17 protein-coding genes are annotated in these 24,203 nt (G+C 59.3%); 8 read left to right on the plus strand and 9 right to left on the minus strand.

Going from position 1 to position 24,203, the window contains the following annotated elements:
* Nucleotides 1-17: 17 nt before the first annotated feature.
* The 3 genes from C7378_RS06670 to C7378_RS06680 all read right to left on the minus strand — a co-directional run bounded on the left by C7378_RS06670 (nucleotide 18) and on the right by C7378_RS06680 (nucleotide 10,121).
* Complete coding sequence (locus C7378_RS06670) at nucleotides 18-560, minus strand: hypothetical protein (RefSeq protein ID WP_131993728.1); 543 nt, start codon at nucleotides 558-560, stop codon at nucleotides 18-20.
* 11 nt (nucleotides 561-571) lie between these two features.
* Complete coding sequence (locus C7378_RS06675; RefSeq protein WP_165876691.1) at nucleotides 572-7,123, minus strand: Ig-like domain repeat protein; 6,552 nt, start codon at nucleotides 7,121-7,123, stop codon at nucleotides 572-574.
* 349 nt (nucleotides 7,124-7,472) lie between these two features.
* Nucleotides 7,473-10,121, minus strand: a complete 2,649-nt coding sequence (locus tag C7378_RS06680; protein WP_131993734.1) for a glycoside hydrolase family 2 protein — start codon at nucleotides 10,119-10,121, stop codon at nucleotides 7,473-7,475.
* A 164-nt stretch (nucleotides 10,122-10,285) separates the two neighbouring features.
* On the opposite strand from C7378_RS06680, the gene C7378_RS06685 reads away from it, so the two are divergent.
* Nucleotides 10,286-11,947: a GH35 family beta-galactosidase gene (locus C7378_RS06685; RefSeq protein ID WP_131993737.1), complete on the plus strand. Its 1,662-nt coding sequence runs from the start codon at nucleotides 10,286-10,288 to the stop codon at nucleotides 11,945-11,947.
* 117 nt (nucleotides 11,948-12,064) lie between these two features.
* Nucleotides 12,065-12,598, plus strand: a complete 534-nt coding sequence (locus tag C7378_RS06690; protein ID WP_165876692.1) for a hemerythrin domain-containing protein — start codon at nucleotides 12,065-12,067, stop codon at nucleotides 12,596-12,598.
* Nucleotides 12,599-12,636: 38 nt separating this feature from the next.
* On the opposite strand, the gene C7378_RS18045 is transcribed toward C7378_RS06690, so the two are convergent.
* The 3 genes from C7378_RS18045 to C7378_RS06705 are packed head-to-tail and all read right to left on the minus strand — an operon-like array spanning nucleotide 12,637 to nucleotide 13,602.
* Nucleotides 12,637-12,915 (minus strand): DUF507 family protein, encoded by a 279-nt coding sequence (locus C7378_RS18045; RefSeq protein WP_131993743.1) that lies wholly within the window; start codon nucleotides 12,913-12,915, stop codon nucleotides 12,637-12,639.
* Complete coding sequence (locus C7378_RS18050) at nucleotides 12,912-13,190, minus strand: DUF507 family protein (RefSeq protein ID WP_131993746.1); 279 nt, start codon at nucleotides 13,188-13,190, stop codon at nucleotides 12,912-12,914. The genes C7378_RS18045 and C7378_RS18050 overlap by 4 nt, the downstream gene beginning before the upstream one ends.
* Before the next feature lie 58 nt (nucleotides 13,191-13,248).
* On the minus strand, nucleotides 13,249-13,602 hold the full coding sequence (locus tag C7378_RS06705) for a (2Fe-2S) ferredoxin domain-containing protein (RefSeq protein WP_131993749.1): 354 nt from the start codon (nucleotides 13,600-13,602) through the stop codon (nucleotides 13,249-13,251).
* 93 nt (nucleotides 13,603-13,695) lie between these two features.
* Here C7378_RS06705 and C7378_RS06710 point away from each other — a divergent pair, with 93 nt between their 5' ends.
* Both C7378_RS06710 and recJ read left to right on the plus strand, forming a co-directional pair.
* Nucleotides 13,696-14,172 carry a hypothetical protein gene (locus tag C7378_RS06710; RefSeq protein WP_131993752.1) on the plus strand — a complete coding sequence of 159 codons (477 nt, stop codon included), beginning with the start codon at nucleotides 13,696-13,698 and terminating at the stop codon, nucleotides 14,170-14,172.
* Nucleotides 14,169-15,932: a single-stranded-DNA-specific exonuclease RecJ gene (recJ, locus tag C7378_RS06715; RefSeq protein WP_131993755.1), complete on the plus strand. Its 1,764-nt coding sequence runs from the start codon at nucleotides 14,169-14,171 to the stop codon at nucleotides 15,930-15,932. Before C7378_RS06710 ends, recJ begins: the two co-directional genes overlap by 4 nt.
* A gap of 12 nt (nucleotides 15,933-15,944) precedes the next feature.
* On the opposite strand, the gene lepB is transcribed toward recJ, so the two are convergent.
* Both lepB and C7378_RS06725 read right to left on the minus strand, forming a co-directional pair.
* Entirely contained in the window at nucleotides 15,945-16,508 is a 564-nt protein-coding gene (lepB, locus tag C7378_RS06720) for a signal peptidase I (protein ID WP_131993758.1), read from the minus strand.
* Entirely contained in the window at nucleotides 16,505-17,302 is a 798-nt protein-coding gene (locus C7378_RS06725; protein WP_131993761.1) for a TraB/TrbI/VirB10 family type IV secretion system protein, read from the minus strand. Before C7378_RS06725 ends, lepB begins: the two co-directional genes overlap by 4 nt.
* 215 nt (nucleotides 17,303-17,517) lie before the next feature.
* Between C7378_RS06725 and C7378_RS06730 the strand changes: the two genes are divergently transcribed.
* The 4 genes from C7378_RS06730 to pyrE all read left to right on the plus strand — a co-directional run bounded on the left by C7378_RS06730 (nucleotide 17,518) and on the right by pyrE (nucleotide 23,311).
* Nucleotides 17,518-18,594 (plus strand): glycosyltransferase, encoded by a 1,077-nt coding sequence (locus tag C7378_RS06730; RefSeq protein ID WP_131993765.1) that lies wholly within the window; start codon nucleotides 17,518-17,520, stop codon nucleotides 18,592-18,594.
* A gap of 410 nt (nucleotides 18,595-19,004) precedes the next feature.
* Nucleotides 19,005-21,845 (plus strand): excinuclease ABC subunit UvrA, encoded by a 2,841-nt coding sequence (gene uvrA, locus C7378_RS06735; RefSeq protein WP_131993768.1) that lies wholly within the window; start codon nucleotides 19,005-19,007, stop codon nucleotides 21,843-21,845.
* Nucleotides 21,842-22,702, plus strand: a complete 861-nt coding sequence (locus tag C7378_RS06740) for a CPBP family intramembrane glutamic endopeptidase (protein WP_131993771.1) — start codon at nucleotides 21,842-21,844, stop codon at nucleotides 22,700-22,702. Before uvrA ends, C7378_RS06740 begins: the two co-directional genes overlap by 4 nt.
* Nucleotides 22,703-22,705: 3 nt before the next feature.
* A complete protein-coding gene (gene pyrE, locus C7378_RS06745; RefSeq protein WP_131993774.1) occupies nucleotides 22,706-23,311 on the plus strand; it encodes an orotate phosphoribosyltransferase in 606 nt (201 codons plus the stop codon).
* Nucleotides 23,312-23,373: 62 nt separating this feature from the next.
* On the opposite strand, the gene C7378_RS06750 is transcribed toward pyrE, so the two are convergent.
* Nucleotides 23,374-24,126 carry an OmpA family protein gene (locus C7378_RS06750; protein ID WP_131993777.1) on the minus strand — a complete coding sequence of 251 codons (753 nt, stop codon included), beginning with the start codon at nucleotides 24,124-24,126 and terminating at the stop codon, nucleotides 23,374-23,376.
* Between the last annotated feature and the right edge of the window lie 77 nt (nucleotides 24,127-24,203).

The raw sequence follows: 24,203 nt of genomic DNA on the forward strand, positions 1-24,203 counted from the left end.
AGCAGCGATCAACAAGATCAATAAATGGTGTAGCGCAGGCCCGTGCTGAAGCTGTATGGAGTGATGGCGCCGAAGGTAAATCTGGGCCAGTACTGGTATTCGAAATCAGCCACCCTGATGCGAAACTTGCTGTTCAGCCGGTAGTCGGTGCCTCCCCCTCCGGCAATCACCAGGTAATTCCCTACTCCGTAGTTGTATGGGAAGTTGAAGTGTCCATCGCCGGCGAGGCCTTTGACATAGGGGCGAAACCTTCCGAAGGCTCCCAACGAAATGCGCGGACCCACGAGATAGGTGGAATAGTGCGTCTGTGCCTGCTGGTGAATCCATAGCCAGCTCGCCTCGCCTTCCACCCCATAGCGCGGGTTCCAGTTGATGTCGGCAAAGACGCTGGCTCCTCCCAGCCAGCGCTTTCCGTAGTCGAGATGCGCGACGGTGGTCGTTCCACCCACAGCAATGGATTCATCGCCGCCTACACCTGCTGGCTTGACCTGGCCATAGACAGAGCCGCAGGTTCCCGCAACCACAGCCGCCACGCATAATGCCGCTCGAAATACACGCATTGCTTTTCTCATCACTTCACCGTCAGCGTCACGTTAGTCGTGTGGTTGATGCCAGTATTCACCGCTGTCGTAATTACCTGGAAGGTATAAGAGCCAGGGGGAGTACCGGTCATGTGAAGGCTGGCGCATCCAGGAAGAGCGGATGCAGCGGCGGCGATGACCAGCATCAGGAGCCAGGACTGCAGGTTGCTTCCCTTCTTACGGGCGCGCAGCGTAATCCAGCCGAGCAGAACTCCTCCGGGGAAGATCCATGCCAGCGAAAGAGGTGCCGTGCTGCCAGGCATACTGTTCCTGGCCACTCCACCGCTGGTGAGAGGGGATCCGGTATCAACGGTGAGCTGGACAGTTTGTGTGCCATTCGCAGCGAGCTTTACGGTGTCTTTGGAAAAGGTGCAGGTGGCTGCCTGCGGCAGCGATGCGCAGCCCAGACCGATCTGGCCTGCAAAGCCGGCCGTCGACTGCAGATTGATTGCTACCGTTGCGTTCTGGTTTGCCTGGACGGAGATCGCCGTGGGATTGATAACCACGCTGAAATCGGTCGCCTCTGTCACCGTCACTGTGACAGTGCCTGAAACTGAAACGGCATCGATTGAGTCGCCGCTGTAACTCGCGGTTATAGTGTAGGTGCCGGGGCTAAGCGATGGAGAGAGCGTAGCTACGCCGGCATTATTGATCGCTGCCGTACCGATGACTGACGTTCCTGATCTGTAAGTGACGATACCGCTCGGCACGTTGCCCAGGCTTGAGGCGACCTTGGCAATAAGAGTCAACTGCTGGTCAGTTGTAATCGTACTCGACGAAGCGCCCAGACTGATGGTCGTCGGGATGGACTGCACGGCTTCGCTCAGGGCGCTGGAGGTGCTGCCAGCATCAAACGTATCTCCACTGTAGACCGCGGTGATGTCGTGCGAACCGACGGTGAGCGCGGTAGTAGCGTAAGTCGCGGCTCCGTTGCTGAGATTCTGGGTGCTCAGTACGGTCGCGCCATCTCTAAAGATCACTGTTCCGGTCAGCGGCGTGCCTGCAGTATTCCTGACATTAGCTGTGAAGGTGATGCCGGATGTTGCAAGCGCGGGATTGGCGCTGGCAGTGACAGTGATCGCTGTCTGCTGCTGAATGGTCTGCGTGAAGACAGCCGAAGTGGCGGCGGTGTTATCCGTATCGCCGCTGTAGATTGCCGTAATATCGTGCGAGCCGACCGTCAATGACGAGGTTGAGAAGAGCGCCAAGCCGTTGCCGTTGAGCGAAGCCGTGCCAAGCGCCGCCGCGCCGTCCCTCAATGTAACTGTGCCAGTAGGCGTCACTCCTGAGCCGGCGACACTGACGGTGAAGGTGACGCTGGAGCCGAGCAGAGAGGGATTGCCACTTGAGGAGACGACAGCTTTGGTAGCTGCCTGCTGCACTGTCTCAATGAGGGGTGCGGAGAGACTACCGAGGTCTGTCGTATCGCCGCTGTAGGTTGCGGTGATGCTCTCCTGACCAACGGGGAGTGTGCTCGTATTGAGCACGGCGACCCCGCTTGCGTTGAGAGTAGGGGAGCCCAAGGTAGCGGCGCCGTTCTTGAAGGTCACCGAGCCTGAGAGCTGATGAGAGCCGTTCGCTCCAACCACGCTTGCGGTGAGAGAAAGCGGCGTGCCTCCAAGGGTCACAGTTTTGTTAGCCGTCAGCGAGGTCGTGGTGTTCTGCTGCACAATCTGGTTGATCGGCGCCGACACGCTGGCGCCATTGTTCGCATCGCCAGAATAGTTAGCCGTGACGGAGTGCTGACCCGTAGCCAGTGCCGTGGTCGAGTAGGAGGCCAGGCCGCTGCCATTGACGGAACCTGCACCGAGAACCGTTGCTCCGTCTTCAAAGACAACCGTGCCGGTGGGGATCGATCCATTGCTGGCAAGGGTTGCAGTAAACGTCACCCGCGCGCCAACTCCGCTGGGATTAAGACTGGACTGAAGCGTGAGCTTGCTGGCGGCCTGCTGCACCATCTGGGTGATAGGCGAGGATGAGCTGCCACCGTCATTGGCATCACCGGCATAGATAGCGGTAATCGCATGCGAGCCGATGGCCAGACTTGAGATGGCGATCTGTGCAGACCCATTGCGAAGCGTGCTGCTGCCGAGCACCGCCGAGCCATCCTTAAAGCTGACGGTCCCGCCTGGCGCTCCACCACTTCCTGTCACGGTTGCGGTGAAGATGACCTGCGCGCCGGCATTGCTGGTGGAAGCGCTCGAGGTCACCACTGTTGTAGTGCTCGCCTTCAGGGCGCTGATCGACATCGCGGGCGACGTGCTGCCCTGATCATTTGTATCGCCGCTGTAGGTAGCGATGAAGTTGTGTTGACCGGCCGCGATAGCGGACACGGGAAGACTTGCCGAACCGTTGACGAGGGAGCGCGTTCCCAGGATGACACTGCCATCCTTGAACGTCACAGTTCCTCCGGCTGAGCCGCCGTTGCCACTCACCGTCGCCGTAAGTGTGAGCTGGGTTCCTGCGATCGGCGAGTTGGAGCTGACGGCGAGTCCCGTCGTAGTAATGGCCTGCAGCACATTTTCGGTGAGGATGGGTGACGTGCCACCTGCATTATTGCTGTCGCCGGAGTAGGTTGCAGTGATGGAGTGGGTCGCAGGAGAGAGCGTCCTAACCAGGAAGTTGACCGTCCTGGAGCCATTGAGCGCCGCCGTCGCAAGCACACTCGCTCCATCCTTGAGCGTCATGTTGCCGGTGGGGTTCGGCGTGGTGCCGGTGAGCGAGGTGGTGAAGGTCACGCTCGCGCCTGCGTAGGCAGGATTCGCACTCGGTACAACAGCAACCTGCGTATTCTGCTGTACGTCTTCACCAATCGAGGCCGACGTGCTGGCGCTGTTATTACCGTCGCCAGCGTAGGTCGCGGTGAGTGTATGCTGCCCGACCGATAGAGTTGAGAGAGACAAGCTTGCGATCCCGCCCGTGCCGACTGCCCCCGTACCGATGGCGTTGGCGCCGTCTTTGAAGGTGACGGTGCCGGTTGGCGCATCTCCGGTGACGACCGCTGTGAGATAAACCGTGCCGCCCGCTGGAGAAGGCTTGGGAGAAGCAGAGAGCACCGTCTTGCTCGTAACCTGCTGTACCGAGTCAGAGACTGTGGTCGAGGTACTGCCAAGGTCGCCCGTATCACCACTGTAGACAGCGATCAGCACGTGTGGACCAACACCAAGGCCGGAGGCAGTCAAGGCGGCGCTGCCGCTTCCATTCAACGTCTGGGTGCCGAGAATCGTTGAGCCGTCTTTGAACGTAACGGTGCCGGTGGGAACGCCGCCGTTGCCGCTGACGCTCGCGCTGAGAACCACGGCATTGCCGGCGGTCGAGGGATTCGGAGATACGTTCAGTGCGACTGTTGTCGTGGCCTGCTTGATAACTTCGCTAACCACAGGCGATGTGCTGGCGACATCATTCGTATCACCGGAATAGACGGCAGTGATGGAGTGCGGACCAACGGCAAGGGTCTTCGCGGATAAGCTGGTGCTGCCATTCGTCAACTGCGCAGTGCCCAGCGTTGCTGCACCATCTTTGAAGGTGACTGAACCGGTAGGTGTGCCGCCGTTGCCGGTCACAGTCGCAGTGAAAGCGACGGTCGTGCCGAAGATGCCCGGATTGGCGTTCGAAGCGACGACGGTGTTCGTGGTGGCCTGTTGGATCTTCTCAGGCACTGCAGTCGATGTGCTGCCGCTGTTATCAGCATCGCCGCTGTAAACAGCCGTCACATTATGCGTGCTGACGCTCAGGGCGGAGGTTGAGAAGCTGGCCGCACCTGTATTGCTGAGCGGCTGCACCCCGAGCGTGGTTGCGCCATCCTTGAAGGTCACAGTTCCGGTGAGAGGTACGCCGACAACCCCGGTGACATGCGCGGCGAAAGTGATGGCTGCGCCGGCATTGCCCGGATTCGCGCTCGACGACAGTGTAGTGGAGGTTGTTACCTGCTGCACCGTTTGGGTAAGCGCCGCCGAGGTGCTTGTGGAGTCGTTCTTATCGCCGCCGTATACAGCGATGACGGAGTGCACGCCTACACCCAGCGCCGATGAGGTGAAGGTAGCCTGGCCGCTGCCGTTCAACGCTCCAGTTCCCAGAACCGTGCTGCCGTCTTTGAAGGTGACAGTGCCGGTGGCTGGCCCTGTGCCGGTGACGGTAACGGTCGCAGTGAAGGTCACTGCAGAGTCGAAGGAAGAAGGATGAAGGCTTGAGGTCACCACAGTGCTTGTGGTCTGCTGCTGCACGGTTTCACTTAATACGGGAGATGTTGCCGACAAGTCGGTGGCGTCTCCACCATAGCTGGCCGTGATGGCATGCGGACCCGGCACGAGACTGGTGGTGGTGTAGGTTGCTATTCCACCAGGACTCAGCGTGCCGTTGCCGATCACCGCGCCGCCGTCATAGAAGATAACGGTGCCGGTAGGAGTCGTTCCTCCATTGCTTGAGAGCACCGTCGCCGTAAAGGTAACGGCGGTATTCACTGTAGAGGGATTGCCGCTGGAGGCCAGCTTCACGGTCGTCGATCCCTGGACGGTCTGGTTAACCGCGACGGATTGGCTCGGGCCGTGGTCAGTGTCGCCGCCGTAGTTGGCGATGATGGAGTGAACGCCAACGGAAAGAGTGGACGTAGTAAAGCTGGCCGAGCCGGAGTTAAGGGTCTGCGTCGCAAGCGTTGTCGTGCCTTCTTTGAAGGTCACAGTACCGGTTGGAATTCCTGCGCCGCTGGTTACGCTGACGCTGAAGCTGACCGCCTGGCCGAAGGTGGATGGGTTCGGCGTCGAGACTAGCGAGACGGTCGCAGTGTTAAGGGTCAGCGCCTGCCCCTCAACCATGATGTCAAGGGGAGCATTCGCCGGGTCGCCGGCTATGTTGATGTTGCCAATGACGGGATTGCCGGCCTGCGACGGTGCAAACCTGGCTCCGATCTGGCAGCCCCCATCGATGGAAAGAGTGGTCGAGAGTGAGCAGGTGGTGGTGGTTCCATCGACGGCCGCATTCGAATCGGGCACGATGGAGGAAAAGGTCAGAGGCGCGTTTCCATCGTTTTCAATGGCCTGCGAAATAGTCGAGGAGGTCTGCCCCTGGCGGAGCGCAGGCGTGAACTTGAGCACTGCTATGCTACTGCTGACCTGGCGGATTCGCTGATTGAAATAGTCCGCGATATCCAGATTGCCGGCCTGATCCAGAAAGACGCCGTAGGGGCCGTAGACGACGGCAGCCGTGGCGCTCGCGCCATCGCCGACATATCCATTGCCACCGCCTCCACTTCCATTGCCTGCGATGGTCTCTATGCTGCCGGTTGCTGCACTGACCTTGCGGACGCGATAGTTCTGCGTATCCGCGATGTACATATCGCCCGCGACGTCGAAAGCCACGCTCGAAGGTGAATACAACTCGGCGGCGACTGCGGTACCGCCATCACCGGAGTAGCCCTGCGTTCCATTCCCGGCAACGGTGGTGATGATGCCTGATGAATTTACCTTGCGGATGCGGTTGTTGCCCGAGTCAGGAATATACAGGTTCCCGATGAGGTCAAAGGTGACGGCATAGGGCAGATTCAGTTTCGCGGAAGTAGCCGCGCCTCCATCGCCGGAATATCCGCCGTGCCCATTGCCATCGTTGTAGCCATTGCCCGCAATCGTCTTGATGATGCCGGTCATGGCATCGACCTTGCGGATGCGCTGATTGAGGGTATCGGCAATATACAGATTGCCGGCGCTGTCTGCCGTGATACCCATCGGCGTATTCAGCTCAGCAGCGGTTGCAAGACCTGCATCTCCGGTGAAGCCCGGGGTATTGTTTCCGGCAATGGTAGTGATGATGCCGGTGGATGGTGTCACCTTCCTGATGACGTTGTTGCCCGAGTCAGCGATGTAGAGATTGCCTGCTCCATCGATAAAGATACTGCTCGGCAGATTCAGCGCCGCACTGGCCGCGCTGCCCCCGTCTCCGCTGTATCCGGCCGAACCGTCTCCGGCGAATGTGCTGATGATCTGTGTTTTCGCATCCACTTTGCGGATCCGATTATGCTTGGAGTCCGCGATGTAGAGGTTGCCGAGACCATCGGCGGCTACGCTGGAGGGGAGTTCAAGATCGGCCTGGGTGGCCACCTTGCCGTCATAGACTGAGACAAACTGGCCGTCTCCGGCAATGGTGCTGATCGTGCCCGGAACCATGACCGCGACTGCACCCTGCCCGATTCCATTGAGAAACTGCGTGCCTAACACCTGGTTGCTGGCATCGAGCAAGACCACTGCACCGGCGCGCTGGCCGGGATACCTTGGCGTAAAGCCGACTACAACGGTGCAACTCTGCCCCACTGTGTACGAGTTGCCGATCGAACAAGTGCCACCGCCTGCATCGGAATAATCAAGACCAGGGGCGCCGAGAGTCAGCACCTCAACAGAGGCCACCGATCCAGCAGTGGCGATGGTGACCGGCACCATCTGGGCGGCGGCAGATGTCCCCACCGGCGTCATTCCACTGAAGCTTGTAACACCCTGCGCATTGAGGCGCGCGCTGCCACCTAATCCAATCACAAGCCAGAGACCCAGCGCGAGCAAGGAAACTATTTTTTGGCGCAGCAGCCAGGAAGCAGGAGCAGAAACAGAGTCTCTTTTCATCATCTCGATCGATTTAGTGAGCACGATTCATAAGCGTGCGCTCAGAGTCGCATCGACGCAGAGTTCGGGGAGAACCAAGGCAAAGTAAAAGGCGAAACAGGCATACTGGTGGCCGCTGCGGCAGCGATCCCCAGCTAGTTAGTTTTAAATAATGAGGTACTTGCGCAAAAGTAACACATTACTTTTGAATAGACAGTTACCAATAAGCGCTCTTCCTCTGCATCTTTTGTGGGATGGCAGAAGAAGTCATGTCTGGGAAACGACAGGCGTCGAGCCTCTGCGAGATTTATCAGCGCGCATGCACGCCCACCTGCTGCACAGGCACGTTCCAGCCGGAGATGGTGAGTGAATCACCGGTTGATGCGGCTGCGTGCGGCAGAACGGCAGAGAGCACACGCGATTCTCCCGGCAGGAGTTCGATGTAATTGTCAGACCACAGCACAGGCAGCACAGCACTGCCGTCGCGCTGCTTGAGTGCAACAACCACCTGAAAAGCCAGCGCCTGGGATGGGTTGTGCAGCTCAACTCTGAGCTGCTGCCCTGGACCACTGCGCTGCAGCATCGACCTGGCCTCGATGCTTGCCTGCGGCAGGCTGCGGAGCGCCGTCATGTTCTCGGGCACAAGTGCGGGAGTATGAGTGTAGTCGGTCTTAGCCCAGTTAAAAGTTGTAAGCCTGGCCGGAACCCAGTAGAAGTTCCTGCTGACAAGATCCCCGTTGCTCGCCTTCAGCGTCAATTCGACAAAGTATATCTGCGACGCGTCGCTGAAAATCTCCGCAGGGATGTTCAGGACACGAGTTGAACTATCCGCAGAGGCGTTCATCTCTGCCTGTTTGGAAAAGAGCTTCTTGAGACGGATATCGTAGACCGCCGCGGACACGCTGAGGGGCGAGGCCGAATGATAGGTGCTGTTCACGACATAGATGCTGTGGTCATCGTAGGAGTACTGCACGTGCAGAGGCTCACATGCCTTCTTCGTGCCAAAGTAGCCGCCACCGGCATTGAGATAGTAGTCGTACAGATGCCAGATCATCGATGGCCATGCGTTGTTGAGCATCCACTGAATGACGCCCGTGGACGTATATTTATTGCGGCTGTAAGCCTCGAACATGGCACGCTCACCGTCGTAGGCCATGGCCTGGGCCAGACGTTCGTATTCATCGAGGCTGCTCGATGGGCCATAGGTTGCTGTCATCGCGTCATTGAAAACATTGAGGTCTTTGAATTTGCCACCACCGCTATGGAAGCTCCAGGCGGCATCAGGAGGCCACAGCTGATTGGCAGGAAGAAACTTCCTGAGGCTGCTCTCATTGGGAATTGCCGGGCCTGGGCTCGTCTCTGTATTGAACCCAAACGCTCCGCCGTATTTGCTCTTATCCACGAGCCAGTAGGATGGCGCCACATAGTCGTAGGGTCCGCTCATCTTGACGCCACTCTTGCCACTGACCGAGGTTGGCCTCCCGGAGGCGGAGGAGAGAATGGGATTTGGCCAATGGGTCTCCTGCTCAATCTTTAGATAAGCCTGCTCGACGAAGGCCGGCGGCGGGTTATCACTGCCGTTCAACCAGACGAGCAGGCTGGCGTGGCTTCTGATGCGGAGCATCTGCGAGCGAAGAGACTCGGCGGCAACTTTGTAGTTCTCAGGCGTCCACTTGTTCCAGTGCTCCCATTGGTCACAGCAGCACCAGCCAAGCATGACGAGAATGCCCTGCTGGTCCGCAAGGTGGAAGAAGTCATCGGTCTCCATCTTCCCTTCCAGCCGAATGGTGTTCAGATGCATATCGCGCACCAGCGCCAGCTGATCCTGAAGCTTCACCTGATCTTCGCGAAGGAGCATATCCTGCGACCATCCTGCGCCGCGGATCAGCAGCGGCTTGCCATTGACGCGGAAGAGGCGATAACCCTGCGCCGTAAGCTCGGAGGTAATTTCGCGAATCCCAAACTGCACCGTCTTTTCATCTGACACGTGGCCGCTCTCGACAAACCGCAATGCCAGCGTCTCCAGATGGGGACTTCCCATCTGATAAGGCCACCATACCTGCGGATGATGGATTTGCAGCTGCTTATACTGCTCCGGAGTGAAGACGACTGTCTTGTCTTCACCGGGCGCGAGGTCGACCGCCTGCTCGACACGTACCCCTGCGACCGTGCCAGCCACAGTGCCATGCACCGGGTGCGAGGTGGCGTTGTGCAGCTCGCCGTAGACTGTCAAATCCGCCCGCTGCAGTGACGCGTCAGAGAAATGCGTCACGGCCAACGGAGAGCGGAGCGTGACTTCGCCGCTGGTGACCAGGTTGACCGCTCCCCACAGGCCCATATCCTTGTCGGGCGGGCACGGATTCCAATCAACCCAGTTGATGCCGAGGTCGGTCTCCTCGGGAGCAAAGGTCTCCACTGCGAGCACATTCGGCCGGCCGGGAACGACATCCGCGGTAATGTCGAAGTCGTACGTGCGATAGGCTCCCGCTACCTGAGAACGGTTGGCGATCCTTTTCCCGTTCAGCCAGATATCTGCGCGATAGTTGATGCCCCCGAAGTGCAGCCAGAGCGACTGTCCACGTGTTTGCGCAGGGATGGTGACTTCCCTGCGATACCACCAGCCGCATTTATAGGGGCTGTCCTGCGGCATAGGTAGATTCGAGAAGTTCACTCCGACCGGATAGCTTGTGCCGGGGAGCGTGCGAAGATTTGTTCCGAAGTAGGGCGGAGGAACAGCTGCGTCAGCGGTCTGCGTTGCCAGAACTGTCCCGGGAACCGAGGCGGAGTACCACCCCTCGGGGCGAAAAGCAGCGCTGGAGATAGCAACACCATCCGCCTGCAGCTTGCAGGCCGACTGCAAACGCCAGCCCTCCTTGAGCGGCGTGGACGATGCGAAGGCGGTGAAGGAAACTGCAGACACTATACAGCAGGCAACAAATTGGAGGGCTCTGTTCAGCATGCTGAAGATTTCCTTTGGAGCCAATGCCCCGCAAGCGTTGAACGGGCTTGCGGTAACGTTGGACACCTTCGCCTGAAAGTTTGAAGCTCAATGCTAACCGAACATTGCGCGGGATATCTCACGCTATCCCAACCTGCAACGGAGGTGGTAGAGTTTCTGGCGATATGAACTACCAGCGCTTCTCTCTCTCTGTCGCATTGCTGCTGTCCTGCTCCGCAACTGGTATTGCTTACGCTCAGTCTCCTGCGCCGTCTGCCGCTGGCACGCCGCGACTTGAGCAACGAGGCCAGACGACCCAGCTCATGGTGGATGGCAAGCCCTATCTCATGCTGGCGGGCGAACTGCATAACTCCAGCTCCTCCAGTCTCGACTACATGAAGCCGGAGTGGCAGAAGCTTGCAGCGATGGGGCTCAATACTGTTCTTACCCCCGTCTCCTGGGAACTGGTAGAGCCGACGGAGGGCCACTACGACTTCACGCTTGTTGATGGACTGCTGGCGCAGGCCCGTGAACAGCATCTCCACATCGTCTTTCTGTGGCTGGCAGCCTGGAAGAACGGCATGTCCAGCTATCCTCCTGTGTGGGTCAAGCAGGATACGCAGCGCTTTCCACGCGTCTTTGAAAACGGCAACCCGGTCACGATTTTGAGCACACTCGCACCCGCCACAGCAGAAGCCGATGGCCATGCCTTCGCAGCGCTGATGGCGCATCTCCGCGAGGTCGATGCGCAAGACCATACCGTCCTCATGGTGCAGGTCGAGAACGAAGTCGGCATCCTCGGAGCTTCGCGCGATCACTCCGCAGCAGCGGAGCGTGCCTTCGCCGGGCCTGTGCCTGCTGAGCTGACACGATACCTGGCCGCGCATCATGAAATGCTCAACCCGGAGCTGCGCACGCTATGGGAACAGCACGGGGCGAAGACCAGCGGCACCTGGACTGAGATCTTCGGCGACAGCGCCCGCACCGACGAAATCTTCATGGCATGGAATTATGCGCGCTATGTGCAATCCGTGGCAGCAAGGGGAAAGGCCGCGTATTCGCTGCCTATGTATGTCAATGCCTGGCTGGGCGGCAGAGACACGCCGCCGGGCAATTATCCAAGTGGCGGGCCGCAGCCCCGGGTCATCGACGTGTGGAAGGCCGCAGGCAGCGCCATCGACATCTACTCTCCTGACCTCTATGCGTCGGACTTTGCCGATTGGTGCAGCCGCTATCACCGCCCTGACAATCCGCTCTTCATCCCGGAAACAGTCGGAGGCGTCGCTGGCGCGGCGAATGTCTTCTATGCAGTCGGAGAGCATGCTGCCATGGGCTTTTCTCCCTTCGGCATCGATGCTGGCCTGCACTCGGATGCATGGCCGGATATGGAAAGCGTGACAAAGGGTGTGGCTGCGCTGACGAACAGCTATCAGGTGTTGGCGGAGCTGGCGCCGCAGCTGCTGGCGGCGCAAAGCTCAGGAGACGTTCACGGCTTCCTGCTGGACAAGAGCCATCCTGAGGTTGACTTCGTCATGCATGGCATAACGGTCCACGTCAGCCTGGACCAGGTCTTCGGCTATCACGCGGAGAGCGGCTATGGGCTGATCCTTCAAGAGGGCGCGGATACCTTCATCGGCGCGGGTAAGGGCTTCAGAGTCTCCTTTACCCCTCGCGATCCCTCAGCGGCATGGGTTGGGCTGGCGTCGATCGAAGAGGGGCACTACCGGAACGGACAATGGATTCCGGGGCGCCGCCTCAATGGCGATGAGAATGACCAGGGCAACAACTGGCGATTCGATCCCCTGCAGGCCAAAATCGAGCGGGCAACCATCTATCGCTACCACTGAACCCACGCCCGGACGCTTCATTTCAGTATCGCCCTCAGAGATCGGGGAAAGCGCGCTGAGAATCAGTGACTCACGCCACAGAGTGGCCGATACTGAATGAAGCAGAGGAGGCGGGGGATGGCGATACAGATTGGCGCGAAGCCCGATAGCGGATTTGATGACCCGCTCGGCATGTTGAAGGACTGCCATCGCAGGATCGAACAATTTCTTCATATTCTTGCGACCGTGGCTGCGCGGGCAGGCGAGGGGGAATTGTCCGGCGAGGAGAAGAACGCTGTCGAGGCTTCGCTGCGCTACTTCCGCACAGGCGGCCAACGCCACAACCAGGACGAGGAAGAGTCTCTCTTCCCGCGACTACGCGCCGAAAATACAGCAGGACAGATGGACGAACTGGACAGGCTTGAGAGCGACCATCACCGCGCCTCAGAGCTGCATGAGACTGTGGATCGTCTCTACTCAGCGTGGATCACGGCAGACAGATTGAGCTCAGAGGATCAAGCGCGGCTCCTGGCTGCAACCCGGGAGATGGAAAGGCTCTATGCAGAACACATCCAGGTGGAAGAGAGGATTGTGTTCCCGCATGCCGCGCAGGTGCTGAACAGCCATACACTGGCGGCGATCGGCGCTGAGTTCAGCGCGAGAAGGAAATAGTTACGGACTAAGGAGAGGAAGACTCGGACGCCAGCCGCTTAGCTGATGCCGAGCTTTTTCACTTCGTCTTCGTAATATTTGCGGTAAAGAATCGCCCACTCCTGGCTTCCCTCGACGATAATCTTGCGCTGGGACGCGATCTTGGCGCGAGCCGCGGCGTCGATACGCATTTCATCGGTCAGGAGCTTTTCCAGGCACTTCCGTGCCTCCTGGCGGATCGTATTGCGGTCTTCCAGGAAGTCGCACTCCGGAATTTCAGCGAGAGTATCAGCGACCACATGCGCCAGCTTGTTCAGCTTGTCGCGGGAAATTCTCATAGTACCGCCTTGTATTTGCGCGCCAGCTCGGTCTTCACCTTTTTGAACATCTCCGCATAGGCAGCGCCGGTGCGATGCATCTCGTCCTGATAGGCCTCAAGGATGACGCGTACCTCTTCGTTGATGCGGTCTTCGAGCGCCATTTCCTCGACCATCGCGGCCCCCACGCGCTCATTGAGCACCTGCGGCTTGCTGGTTTCGATCATCTTGGCGTCGATCAGGTGCTTCACTGTCTGGCGTGCCAGGTAGCCAACATACTCTCGGGATAAAATCATTGGTCTCGCTCGGAATATAGCACAATTTAAGGTGCGGAAAACCCGCACAACGTCGCTGTTAAACCTGTCGGTGCATGCACCTGGCGGTATTGATGCATCCGTCAGGCAGCATCAGCCGTTCCACCGGACGGCCATTGACCAGATGTTCCCTGACAATCTCCACTACATCTCCCGGCTGCACAAAACCATACCAGACAGCCTCGGGATAAACGACAACGGTCGGGCCGTGCTCACACTGATCGAGACAGCCGGCCTTGTTGGCGCGGACGGTAGCCTTGATTCCTGCATCCCTGATTTCATCTTTGAAGAGTGTATGCAGCGGGCCCTTGCCGTCGCTGGTGCAGGAAGGCCGCGCGCTGCCGGGTTCTCGAACGTTCGTGCAGACGAAAACGTGGTGTTCAAACTTAGCCAAAATCTAACCTCTTCTCCATTCTAGCCGGGAAGACTTTTCCACTCCGGCCGGCAGCGGACGTTGTCTCTTTCTGCGACAATGGTCGAGACAATCATGCGCCAAGACAATCTCCATTCAATCAAAGATGACATGGTGGCCTTTACAGAAGGCCACGGACTCAAGCGTCTGCCCGGCTTCGTCGGCGAAGAAGTGCCAAGCGTACTGTGGGATGACGACAACAACCCGGACAGTTGGAAAGACTTTGTCGAAATGGCAAAAGCTGCCGGTGCTCCGTTTGTAACCATGAGCGAGATCGTTCTTGAAAAGGAAGATCTTGAACTGCTGATCGAAGAACTCTCCGACATGAGTTTTGGCGAAGACGATCCTGATGAGATCGAACAGGCTCAATCACTCGTGCAGCATGTAGGCAAGGTAGGCTTCCTGCAGCTTGGCTTTGCCCATCAGGGTGTCATGTACCTGCATGAGACTTCGACCGAATGGTATGAGCACTACCAGCAGATGCTCGAATCGATCGAAGACTTCAGTGACATCGTACTCGAGCAACAGGACGGCGACGACGAAGAGCAGTGAGCACCGCCTCGACCTCTGCCCTGTCCCAGCGATGGATCTTCTCCGATAATCTGCCGGGCGAAGCCGCCGAGCTGTCCCGATCAGCGGAGCTTCCGCTGGTCGTCGCTGAACTGCTGACGGCGCGTGGCGTTCGTACCCTCGTTGAGGTCGAGCGCTTCCTTGCTCCTTCGATCGACCACCTGCTGGACCCTGGCTCCATGCTGGGCATGACAGCAGCGGTCAAGCGTGTCGAGCAGGCCATCCTCAGGCGTGAAACTGTCCTGATCTATGGCGATTACGATGTGGATGGCACCACCGCTGTCGTATTGTTGAAGACCGCGATCGAGATGCTCGGCGGCGTGGTGCGGTTCCATGTACCCCACCGGCTGCGCGAAGGCTACGGCATGCAGCGCGAGGTGCTGGAACTGGCTGCCAGCGAGGGCGTACAGCTGGTCATCAGCGTCGACACCGGCATCCGCGCCTTTGCTGCTGCCGAGGCGGCAGCCACTCTTGGCATCGACCTCATCGTTACGGACCACCACCTGCCCGATCCTGCGCTGGGTCTGCCTCCGGCGCTCGCAGTACTCAATCCCAACCAGCCCAGCTGCGGCTACGAGTGTAAGCATCTTTGCGGCGCTGGAGTCGCCTTCAAACTGGCCCAGGCTCTGCTTGAAAGCCCGCAATCCGGGCTGGACAAGCAGCGGGTGCGCAGCAAGCTGCTGCCCTCCTTCCTCAAGATGCTGGCCATCGCCACGGTAGCGGATGCCGTGCCGCTGGTGGGCGAGAACCGTGTCATCGCAGCTCTCGGGCTTGAAGAGCTGCGGCGCCCCGTCAATCCCGGCCTGCGCGCCCTGATGCAGGTTGCGCAGATCGACCCCGCGCGCAAGCTCACTGCGATGGACATCGGTTTCCGCCTGGGACCGCGCATCAATGCCGCCGGCAGGATGGACATAGCAAGCGATGTGGTTGAACTCTTCACCACCCGCAATCCACAGCGGGCGCAGGAGCTCGCTGCCAAGTTGGAGCAGCTGAACATCGACCGCCGCCAGACCGAGGCGCAGGCGCTGGACGAGATACTGCAACGCATCGAAGAGGATGGCTTCCGCGATGCGCGCTGCATCGTGATCGATGGCGATGGATGGCATCGGGGTGTTATCGGCATTCTGGCCTCACGCATTGTCGATCGAGTTGGCAAGCCCGCGCTGGTGCTCACCAACGAAGATGGCGAAGCCTATGGCTCGGGGCGCTCGATTGCCGGGTTTCATCTGCTGGAGGCGATTGAGAGCTGCCGCACACTCTTTACCCGCTTCGGCGGCCACGCCCACGCGGTGGGCTTTTCACTGCCCAGTGAGCGCGTGCCCGAGCTGCGGGAGAGGCTGACAGCCTATGCGGCCGAGCACATCTCAGAGAATATGCTCGGCGCGCCGCTGCTTTGTCATGCCATGCTCGAGCTTGAACGCATCACCCCGGCGCTCTTTTCCTGGATCCGCCGCCTTGAACCACTCGGCATGGGCAACGAAGATCCAGTCTTTGTCGCCCGGAATGTGCGCATCGCATCAGCCCCTCGCTACATGAAGGAGCAGCATCTGCGCCTGCGGCTGGCCCAGGGGACGCGCGGGGCTTCTTTTCCCGCGCTAGGCTGGAGATGGGCGGAACGAGCGCAAAAGATGGGTCTGGCAGAGGGCCAGATCATCCATGTCGCTTACCGGCTGCGCGAAAATGAGCATCCAGAGTTTGGCGGTCTCGAGCTGGAAATTGCCGATATCGATCCCGCCGCCTAGCAACCGTCAGCCTCAGCGGACGACTTCGATGCTGTTCTCCGGCCAGTAGACAAGCGCTGCGCGGCCATAGATCAGGGATCGCTCGACCGGGCCAAAGTCGCGGCTGTCGCTCGATATGGAGCGGTGATCGCCCATGACGAAATACTCATGAGGCGGGATCACGGTCTCCGCCATCGAACGCGTGTCCTGATAGCGCTCCGGAACATACGGCTCCGGGATGCGCGCTCCATTCACGTAGACATGCCCGTTGTCGATCCGCAGATCGTCTCCCGGCAGGCCGACCACGCGCTTGATATAGCTCTTGCGCGGATCGCGCGGATAAAAGAACACCACCACGTCGCCTCGCGAGATTTTTTCAAAGTGATAGGCGAATTTGTTGATAAACAGCCGGTCCTGATCGCGAAGTTCAGGCTGCATGCTGGTGCCTTCCACCTTCACCGGCTGGTAGAGAAAGGTGATGATAAAGAAGGAAGCAATGATAGAAAGCAGGAGGTCGCGAACCCATAAGCGAGTGGCTCCGTCCTGCTGCGGAGCTGGTTCTGTCGCCGGTTGAATTTCGTCTTCACTGCTGATCATGAGCAGCCAAGTCCTCCCATCGGACACAAAATATGCTGCTTTGGCTTGGGCATCGGCTGCTGCGCAGTAGGGATCACATTGGCGCCGGCCCGGTCAGGACCGGTAAGGTTGGACTCCTCCAGCGTCAGCGGCCTCTGCAGCACCATCTCGATCGTCTGCCCGGCCTCTAGATTCAGATCGTTGCCCCGGGTAAAGAGTGTATAGATCAAGCCTGCGGCTCCGCCTGCAAGCGCGCCATAGGCCAGTCCCTGAAGCGGACGGCCTGCGACAGCTCCGCCGATGGCGCCTACCCCGGCGCCCGTTTCCGCGCTTTGGGCAATCGCCGCAGCGTCACGTCCTTTATTGCCAGCCTGCTCGATCGTGCCCTCTCCGTCCTTGACCTTCGGTCCATCCGATCCCGGCAGTGTGTTGACGATCGCCGGAATCGTTACAACTGAGCCATTGGGAAAAATCATTGTCGTGAAGTGCATTCCCACCTGGGCGCGTCCCTTGATGTGCCCGGGGCGCACCACCCTGTCGATAACGCCCTGCACATAGATTCCAGCCGGAATCGCCACCCTGCCGTTCACCACAACCGGGAAAGTGGAAGCCAGATAGACACCGTCTCCGGCCTGCGCCGTCTTTGTGTTTACGCCGCTCTTGAGCGCAAGCAGTACTTTAGTTCCCGCCGGGACAACAACATCCGTATGCCCTGGCGTTGTAGGCGTCGCCTGCACCGCTGCCGACTGAGATTGCAGCAGCTGGGTAGAGGCCGCAAGACAGAGAATCGCGGCTAGCGTTGCTTTTCTTGCCATAAGAGCGCTTTGTCCGCTATCAGGATAGACGTTTACGGCCAGCGATGGGTAGATCAAAAAGATATCTACTTGAGCATGGCCAGCCCGCGCGAAGGCGGCTGCAAGGCTCAAGTTATGAAAGAGTAGAAGCTGCGGCGGGCTCTGCTGGAAACCTTCTCAGCATCTCGTAGCGGAAGACAGCTCCGGCGAGCACAGAATTGAAAGACAGGAAAAGGATGAGAATTGCCGTATTTTGTCCGACGGTTTCGGGTTTTGGCGGCATGGAAGCTGCCATCACGAATCTGATCCACGGTTTCGATGCCACCGGTGATGAGTGCCGCCTCTTCCTGCTGGGGGGATCCGTAAATGAGGAGTGGCTGCGCCAGCTTCCGCACACCGCCATCGGTAGCCCCAAAGATCCGAAGGTGCTGCGCCTGGCTAAATACGCCCTGCGTCCGGCGATGGAGCTCAGCAGATGGCGGCCGGATGCGGTGATTGCCGCAGATGTGACGACCCTGCAGATGGCGCGGCTGGCACGCCGGCTGACGGGCAATCGAAAGATGGTAATTGCTTCGTGGATTCACTTTCCTGTAGCGAAACTCCGCATGAAAGAACGGCTCGGGCTGGCGGACTGCCACCTAGCCATCAGCAATGGCATCGCTACTGACATCAAAGCGATGCTGCCGGCAAGCAGCGCCAGGGTCTTTACCATCTACAACGCAATCCATATGGAAAGCCGCGCGGCGATACCGCGGCCGCTGGTTCCGCAATTTCTCTACGTTGGGCGGCTCACCTGGGATGATCAGAAGCGGGTCAACGATCTGCTGCATGCGCTGGCAGGTCTGCGAGGAGCGTTCACGGCAAAAATTATCGGGAGTGCGCCGGATTCGCATCGCGAGGATGGACTGCGTCTGCGCAAACTGGCCCGGGAACTGAATCTCGACAGCCGGGTTGAGTGGCTTGGATGGCAGGCCGAGCCCTGGAAGGCTGCCGGCGCGGGCACAGTGCTGGTGATGACGTCCTCCTATGAGGGCTTCGGCATGGTGCTGGTCGAGGCCATGGCGCGAGGACTGCCGTGCATCAGCAGCGACTGCGAATCGGGACCGGCGGAGATCATCCAACCCGGGAGGAATGGCTGGCTTTATCCAGTTGGGGATATTGAGACGTTGACAGCGCTTATGCAGCGGACGATCGATGAACCATCCTGCCTGCCGCCCGCGGATGAGGTGCAAGCCAGCGTCGCACGGTTCTCACCGGAAGCTGTAGCGCTGCGCGCACGCCAGGCGCTGGAACTAACGTTGCGCGAGGCGTGACATCAAATGAAGTGGATGCAGCCTGCCAGGCATGAGTCGCCTGCTAGGAAAGACCTGCAGCCTGAGGTTTCGGCGCCGGTTGCGCAACTGACCGTGCATGCACTCGCAGTCCGGCAAAGGCGGCGCGACAGACAGCGTAGGCAGATAGCACTCCGAAGGCAAGCGCTGCCAGCGACGCGCATATCAACATCAACAAACTAATGAAATCCTGCATGAACCCTTCTTTTATCTGCCGTCACTGCAAGCGCTTTGTTGCACTTGTCAATACGATGTAATTCTCGCAGACTATGTCGTCCATTGACCCTTGTTTCTATTGCCAAATAAGATACCTATAAGCTAGTTTCCCGAATTTGCGATACCAAGACCACTTTTGTTCGCGCCGAGCGCGCCCGCAGACTGTCACGCCCTAAATGCCGATCACTCACATCACCGTCCGCGGCGCCCGTCAGCATAATCTGCGCGACATCAACGTGCAGATTCCGCGCAACACCCTCACCGTTGTCACCGGACTCTCCGGCTCGGGCAAGTCTTCGCTCGCCTTCGACACCATCTACGCCGAGGGCCAGCGCCGCTACGTGGAGACCTTATCGGCATATGCACGCCAATTCTTAGATCAAATCGAACGTCCGGACGTAGATTCGATCGAAGGCCTCAGCCCGGCCATCTCCATCGAACAGAAGACCACCAGCCGCAGCCCGCGTTCCACGGTTGGCACCATTACCGAAATCTACGATTACCTGCGTCTTCTCTATGCCTCCGTTGGCGTACCGCACTGCCCTAAATGCGGATTGCCGATCTCCCGCCAGTCGGCGGAGCAGATTGTCGAGCGCATCCTCATGCTGGCGCCAGGGGAACGCGTGACCATCTTTGCGCCGGTTGTTCGAGGCCGCAAAGGCGAATTCAAGGATCTGCTCGACGAGCTCGACCAGCAGGGCTTCCGCGCCCGGGTCGATGGCGAACTGCGCGACCTGGCTGATCCTCCGGTGCTCGAAAAGCGTAAGAATCACACCATTGAAGCAGTGGTCGACCGCGTCGTATTGAAGCCGGGCGTGGAAAAGCGTCTGCAGGAGGCCGTCACACGCTCGCTCCAGATGGCGAATGGCCTGGTGGTGATTGGCGTCGCGGGCAAGGACGATCAGCTTTACTCCTCCTCAATGGCATGCCCGGACTGCGGGCTGGACATTCCCAAGCTGGAGCCGCGCAGCTTCTCCTTCAATTCAAACTACGGCGCCTGCCCGGAGTGCCACGGCCTGGGAAGCATCTATGACTTTGACCCTGCCAAAGTGATCACCGACTGGTCCAAGCCGCTGCTCGACGGCGCGCTCGGACCCGGATCAGCGTCGCAATATCTGCTCAAGCTCATCCATCTGGCGGCGCAGAAATACAAGATTGACCTCAAGAAGCCCTTCGAACAGCTGCCGCAAAAGCACCAGGATCTCCTGCTGCAGGGCCCTCCCAAGGGCGAGGCTCCGCGCACAGGCTTTCACGGTATCCTCGCCTATCTGCGCGATGCTCTTGAGGAATCCAGCTCCGATGCCTATCGCGAGTGGATGATGAACTACATGTCGGCCTCGACCTGCACGGCGTGCAAGGGCAGACGACTAAGGCCGGAGTCGCTCGCCGTCAAGATCAATGGCCTGTCGATTGCGGATTTTACGGCTCTGCCCTTGCGGCGCGCACTGACCGCTGCCCGGGATTTGCACTTCACCGAGCGCGAGTCGCGTATCGCGGAGCGGCTGCGGAAGGAGATTGCCGAGCGACTCGAATTTCTGGTCGCTGTCGGCCTCGGCTATCTTGCCCTCGAACGCAATGCAGCGACGCTCTCGGGCGGCGAGGGCCAGCGCATCCGTCTCGCGACGCAGATCGGCTCGCGGCTGCGCGGCGTCCTCTATGTGCTCGATGAGCCCTCGATCGGTCTGCACCAGCGCGACAATCTTCGCCTGATCGAAGCATTGGAAGCGCTGCGCGACCTTGGCAACACGGTCCTGGTAGTCGAACACGACGAAGATACGATTCGCCGCGCCGACTATGTCCTTGATCTGGGCCCGGGCGCAGGCAAGCTGGGCGGCCATGTCGTCGCTGAGGGTACACCCGAAGAGATCATGCGCGTTAGTGGATCGCTGACCGGCCGCTATCTCTCCGGCGAAGCGACCATTCTGCACAGGATCGCCCCGCGCACGCTCACCGGCAAGTGGATCACAGTGGAAAGCGCGCGCAGCCACAACCTGCAGAATGTCAGCGCCCAGTTTCCAATCGGCGTGATGACGGTAGTGACCGGTGTCTCTGGCTCCGGCAAGAGCACGCTGGTCAACGACATCCTTTACCGGGCGCTGGCAAAGGAGCTCTATGGCTCGCGCGAAGAGCCTGGCGAACATACCCGCATCACGGGCTTCGACCAGATCGATAAAGCGATCCGCATAGACCAGTCGCCCATCGGCCGTACGCCGCGCTCGAATCCGGCGACCTATACCGGCGTTTTCACTGCTATCCGCGACCTCTTCGCGATGCTGCCGGAGGCGCGTGAACGCGGCTACAAGCCCGGCCGCTTCTCCTTCAATGTTTCCGGTGGGCGATGCGAAGCCTGCCAGGGCGAAGGTCAGCGACGCATTGAGATGAACTTCCTGCCTGACGTCTATGTGCTCTGCGAGATTTGCAACGGACGCCGCTACAACCAGGAAACGCTGTCGGTCAAGTTCAACGGCTACTCCATCTCCGATGTGCTCGAACTGTCAATCGAAGATGCCCTGCCGGTGCTCGCCGATATTCCTTCGGTTCGGCAGAAGCTGCAGACCCTTGTCGATGTAGGTCTGGGATACATTCACCTGGGGCAGGCCGCCACCACTCTTTCAGGCGGTGAGGCCCAGCGTATGAAGCTTGCTCGCGAGTTGTCCAAGCGGCAGACGGGACGCACGCTCTATCTGCTGGACGAGCCGACCACCGGCCTGCATTTCGACGACGTGCGGAAGCTGCTTGAGGTACTGCACCGGCTGACTGATCTTGGCAACACCGTGCTTATCATCGAGCACAACCTGGACGTGATCCGCAACGCCGACTGGGTTATCGACCTTGGTCCGGAAGGCGGAGAAGATGGCGGCCGCATCATCGCCGAGGGCACGCCGGAGCAGGTAGCAGGCGTGGCTGGCTCTTATACGGGCGAGTTTCTGCGCCGCTATTATGCCGCTGCAACGGTGACCGCAGAGAGCGCTGCTCCCCGGGCGAGAAGAACGTCAAAGAAAGTAACGGTGCAATGAGCGACGGTCCCATGTACGACTGGGCAGAACCAGGACCACCTGCCCCTGCGCTGCAGGAGAAGCCTCACTTCGGGCATGCAGCTCTCTTTTTTCTGGTAGCCCTGCCGCTGCTCGCCGCAGGACAATATCTCAGCCTTGTCATAGCGCATGCGCTTCCTGTCTACAGACACAAGAGCTACAGCCATCTTGTGCACGTCATGGCGAGCGATGCGCGCCTCGGCATTCCGGCGCAGGCCCTCGCCTACCTGCTGGTGGGCCTGGTGACGGTCCTGCTCTTTCGCCTTCTGTGGCGCGAGCCGTTCTCCATCGGCATCCACTGGAATGGCCAGCAGGCGCAGCGAAGATTTCTAAGCCTTGTTGTGATTGGCCTGCTCGTGGGATTCGGCAACACGATTATCGGCAATTACCTGCCAATGCCGAAAGATCCTCCTATCCTGATGGACATGATGAAGTCGCCCGGAGGCGCGTGGCTCATGCTCGTCTTCGGTATCACAGCCGCGCCGCTGCTTGAGGAGCTGGCCTTCCGTGGCTTCCTGCTGCCGGGCTTTGTGAATACCTTCCGCTGGCTGATGCATAAAGACGACATCTCTCGCTCCACCCTCAACTGGGTGGGAATTCCGGTGTCGATCCTGCTTACCAGTCTCCCCTTCGCGATGCTCCATGCGGGCCAGGTTTCAGGCGCATGGGGCCCGCTGCTGCTGATAGGCGGGGTCAGCGTAGTTCTCTGCGTGGTGCGGCTGCTGACGGACTCTCTGGCTGCCAGCGCGGTCGTTCACGCCGCCTATAACTTCACTTTGTTCGCCGGCATTCTCATCCAGACGGACGGATTCAGACACCTTGGAAAACTGAAAGGCTAATTTATGACAAAAGCCGACTATCGCACTTCTCTGCTGCAGTTGCTTTCTCGAATTTCCTTCAAGCTGGGAAGCTTCAAGCTTTCTTCCGGCGGGACCAGCGACTACTACATCGACTGCCGCACCACCACGCTGCATGCAGAAGGCGGCCGGTTGACGGGTATGGCGGTTCTTGACCTGCTGCACCAGCACAAGCTCAAACCGGCAGCGGTAGGCGGGTTGACCATGGGCGCCGACCCGGTTGTCTCCAACGTTGCTACCGCCAGCGCCTGGTATGCGCAGGAGCATCACGGATCTCCGCTGATTCACGGCTTCCTCGTGCGCAAAGCCGAGAAGGCGCATGGGACAGGACGCCGCATCGAGGGTTTCTTCGAAGAAGGAGCAGAAGTAGTCATCGTCGATGACGTATGCACCACGGGCGCTTCTACCATCAACGCCATTGAGGCCGCGAAACAGTCAGGCATGAAGGTGATCGGCGCTGTTTGTCTGGTCGAGCGCAAAGAGGCTGGAGGCCGTCCGGCGGTCGAAGCAGCACTCGAAGGAGCGCCATTCCTCGCACTCTTTACGGCGGAAGATGTTCGCGAAGAGCATGTGAAGCATCTCGCAATGTAAACCAACGCGACGAAGCCGAGCTCAAGAGCCCGGCTTCGTCTCCTCTGGAAGCTACCCGGAGGCTACTGCGTGACCTGCCCATCCTTCGGCATCGTTGCGTTACCCGATTGCGGCGCAGTGGGCTCGGCTCCTGTGCTGTTGGAGAGCAGCTGGATCTCAACGCGACGGTTCTTTGCGCGGCCGGCAGCAGTCTTGTTTGAAGCCACTTCCTGATCTTTTCCAATTCCGATCAGATAGAACCTGTGTGCCGGGACGTTGTACTTCGACGCCAGATACTGAACGACCGATTGAGCGCGGCGCTGGCTGAGGTCATAGTTGTAGCTGGCCGAGCCGGTGGAGTCTGTTCCGCCGGTTACCTCAAGGATGTAGCCCTTCTGCCCATTCAACTGGCTGGCAAACTGATCCAGTTGAGCCTTATCTGCCTTGGTCAGGTTGGCCTTGTCGAAGCCGAAGTTCACAGAAGCATCGGCGACCTGCTTATAGTTGTCGAGATTGGCGACCAGGCTGGAAAGCGCATCCGCGCGATTGACCGCCTCCTGTGCTGACTGCTGCGCCTGCGAAGCGGATTGGCTGGCAGACTGGGCGGACTGCTGCGCCTGATTCGCGCTGTTTTGTGCCTTGCCGATTCCCTGCTGCGCGCGCTGGTCAACATTCTGCAAATCACGAGTATTTTTCGCCGTTGCGTCGTCGAGTTCATTTGTCTTCTCGACCACCGGAGCTGTCTGGCTGCGGACGTAGTTTTTCGTTGAGCAACCACTTGCGAGAAGCAGGGAGAGCGCACCAAATGCTGAAACCATTTGAAGTCGATTCGTCATTGTCCTAAAGAACTCCGTTCAGTTCCCGACGGTCAATTGCCGTGCGGGATAATTTGGTCAGCCGCCTAAGCTGCAGA

Source organism: Acidipila rosea, from assembly GCF_004339725.1.
Taxonomy (GTDB): domain Bacteria; phylum Acidobacteriota; class Terriglobia; order Terriglobales; family Acidobacteriaceae; genus Acidipila; species Acidipila rosea.

What these genes read in the sequence shown, in the direction of transcription:
- C7378_RS06670 (WP_131993728.1), bottom strand. Translation starts at nt 560, where the DNA reads ATGCGTGTATTTCGAGCGGCATTATGCGTGGCGGCTGTGGTTGCGGGA.
- C7378_RS06680 (WP_131993734.1), bottom strand. Translation starts at nt 10,121, where the DNA reads ATGCTGAACAGAGCCCTCCAATTTGTTGCCTGCTGTATAGTGTCTGCA.
- C7378_RS06685 (WP_131993737.1), top strand. Translation starts at nt 10,286, where the DNA reads ATGAACTACCAGCGCTTCTCTCTCTCTGTCGCATTGCTGCTGTCCTGC.
- C7378_RS06690 (WP_165876692.1), top strand. Translation starts at nt 12,065, where the DNA reads ATGGCGATACAGATTGGCGCGAAGCCCGATAGCGGATTTGATGACCCG.
- C7378_RS18045 (WP_131993743.1), bottom strand. Translation starts at nt 12,915, where the DNA reads ATGAGAATTTCCCGCGACAAGCTGAACAAGCTGGCGCATGTGGTCGCT.
- C7378_RS18050 (WP_131993746.1), bottom strand. Translation starts at nt 13,190, where the DNA reads ATGATTTTATCCCGAGAGTATGTTGGCTACCTGGCACGCCAGACAGTG.
- C7378_RS06710 (WP_131993752.1), top strand. Translation starts at nt 13,696, where the DNA reads ATGCGCCAAGACAATCTCCATTCAATCAAAGATGACATGGTGGCCTTT.
- lepB (WP_131993758.1), bottom strand. Translation starts at nt 16,508, where the DNA reads ATGATCAGCAGTGAAGACGAAATTCAACCGGCGACAGAACCAGCTCCG.
- C7378_RS06725 (WP_131993761.1), bottom strand. Translation starts at nt 17,302, where the DNA reads ATGGCAAGAAAAGCAACGCTAGCCGCGATTCTCTGTCTTGCGGCCTCT.
- C7378_RS06730 (WP_131993765.1), top strand. Translation starts at nt 17,518, where the DNA reads ATGAGAATTGCCGTATTTTGTCCGACGGTTTCGGGTTTTGGCGGCATG.
- uvrA (WP_131993768.1), top strand. Translation starts at nt 19,005, where the DNA reads ATGCCGATCACTCACATCACCGTCCGCGGCGCCCGTCAGCATAATCTG.
- C7378_RS06740 (WP_131993771.1), top strand. Translation starts at nt 21,842, where the DNA reads ATGAGCGACGGTCCCATGTACGACTGGGCAGAACCAGGACCACCTGCC.
- pyrE (WP_131993774.1), top strand. Translation starts at nt 22,706, where the DNA reads ATGACAAAAGCCGACTATCGCACTTCTCTGCTGCAGTTGCTTTCTCGA.
- C7378_RS06750 (WP_131993777.1), bottom strand. Translation starts at nt 24,126, where the DNA reads ATGACGAATCGACTTCAAATGGTTTCAGCATTTGGTGCGCTCTCCCTG.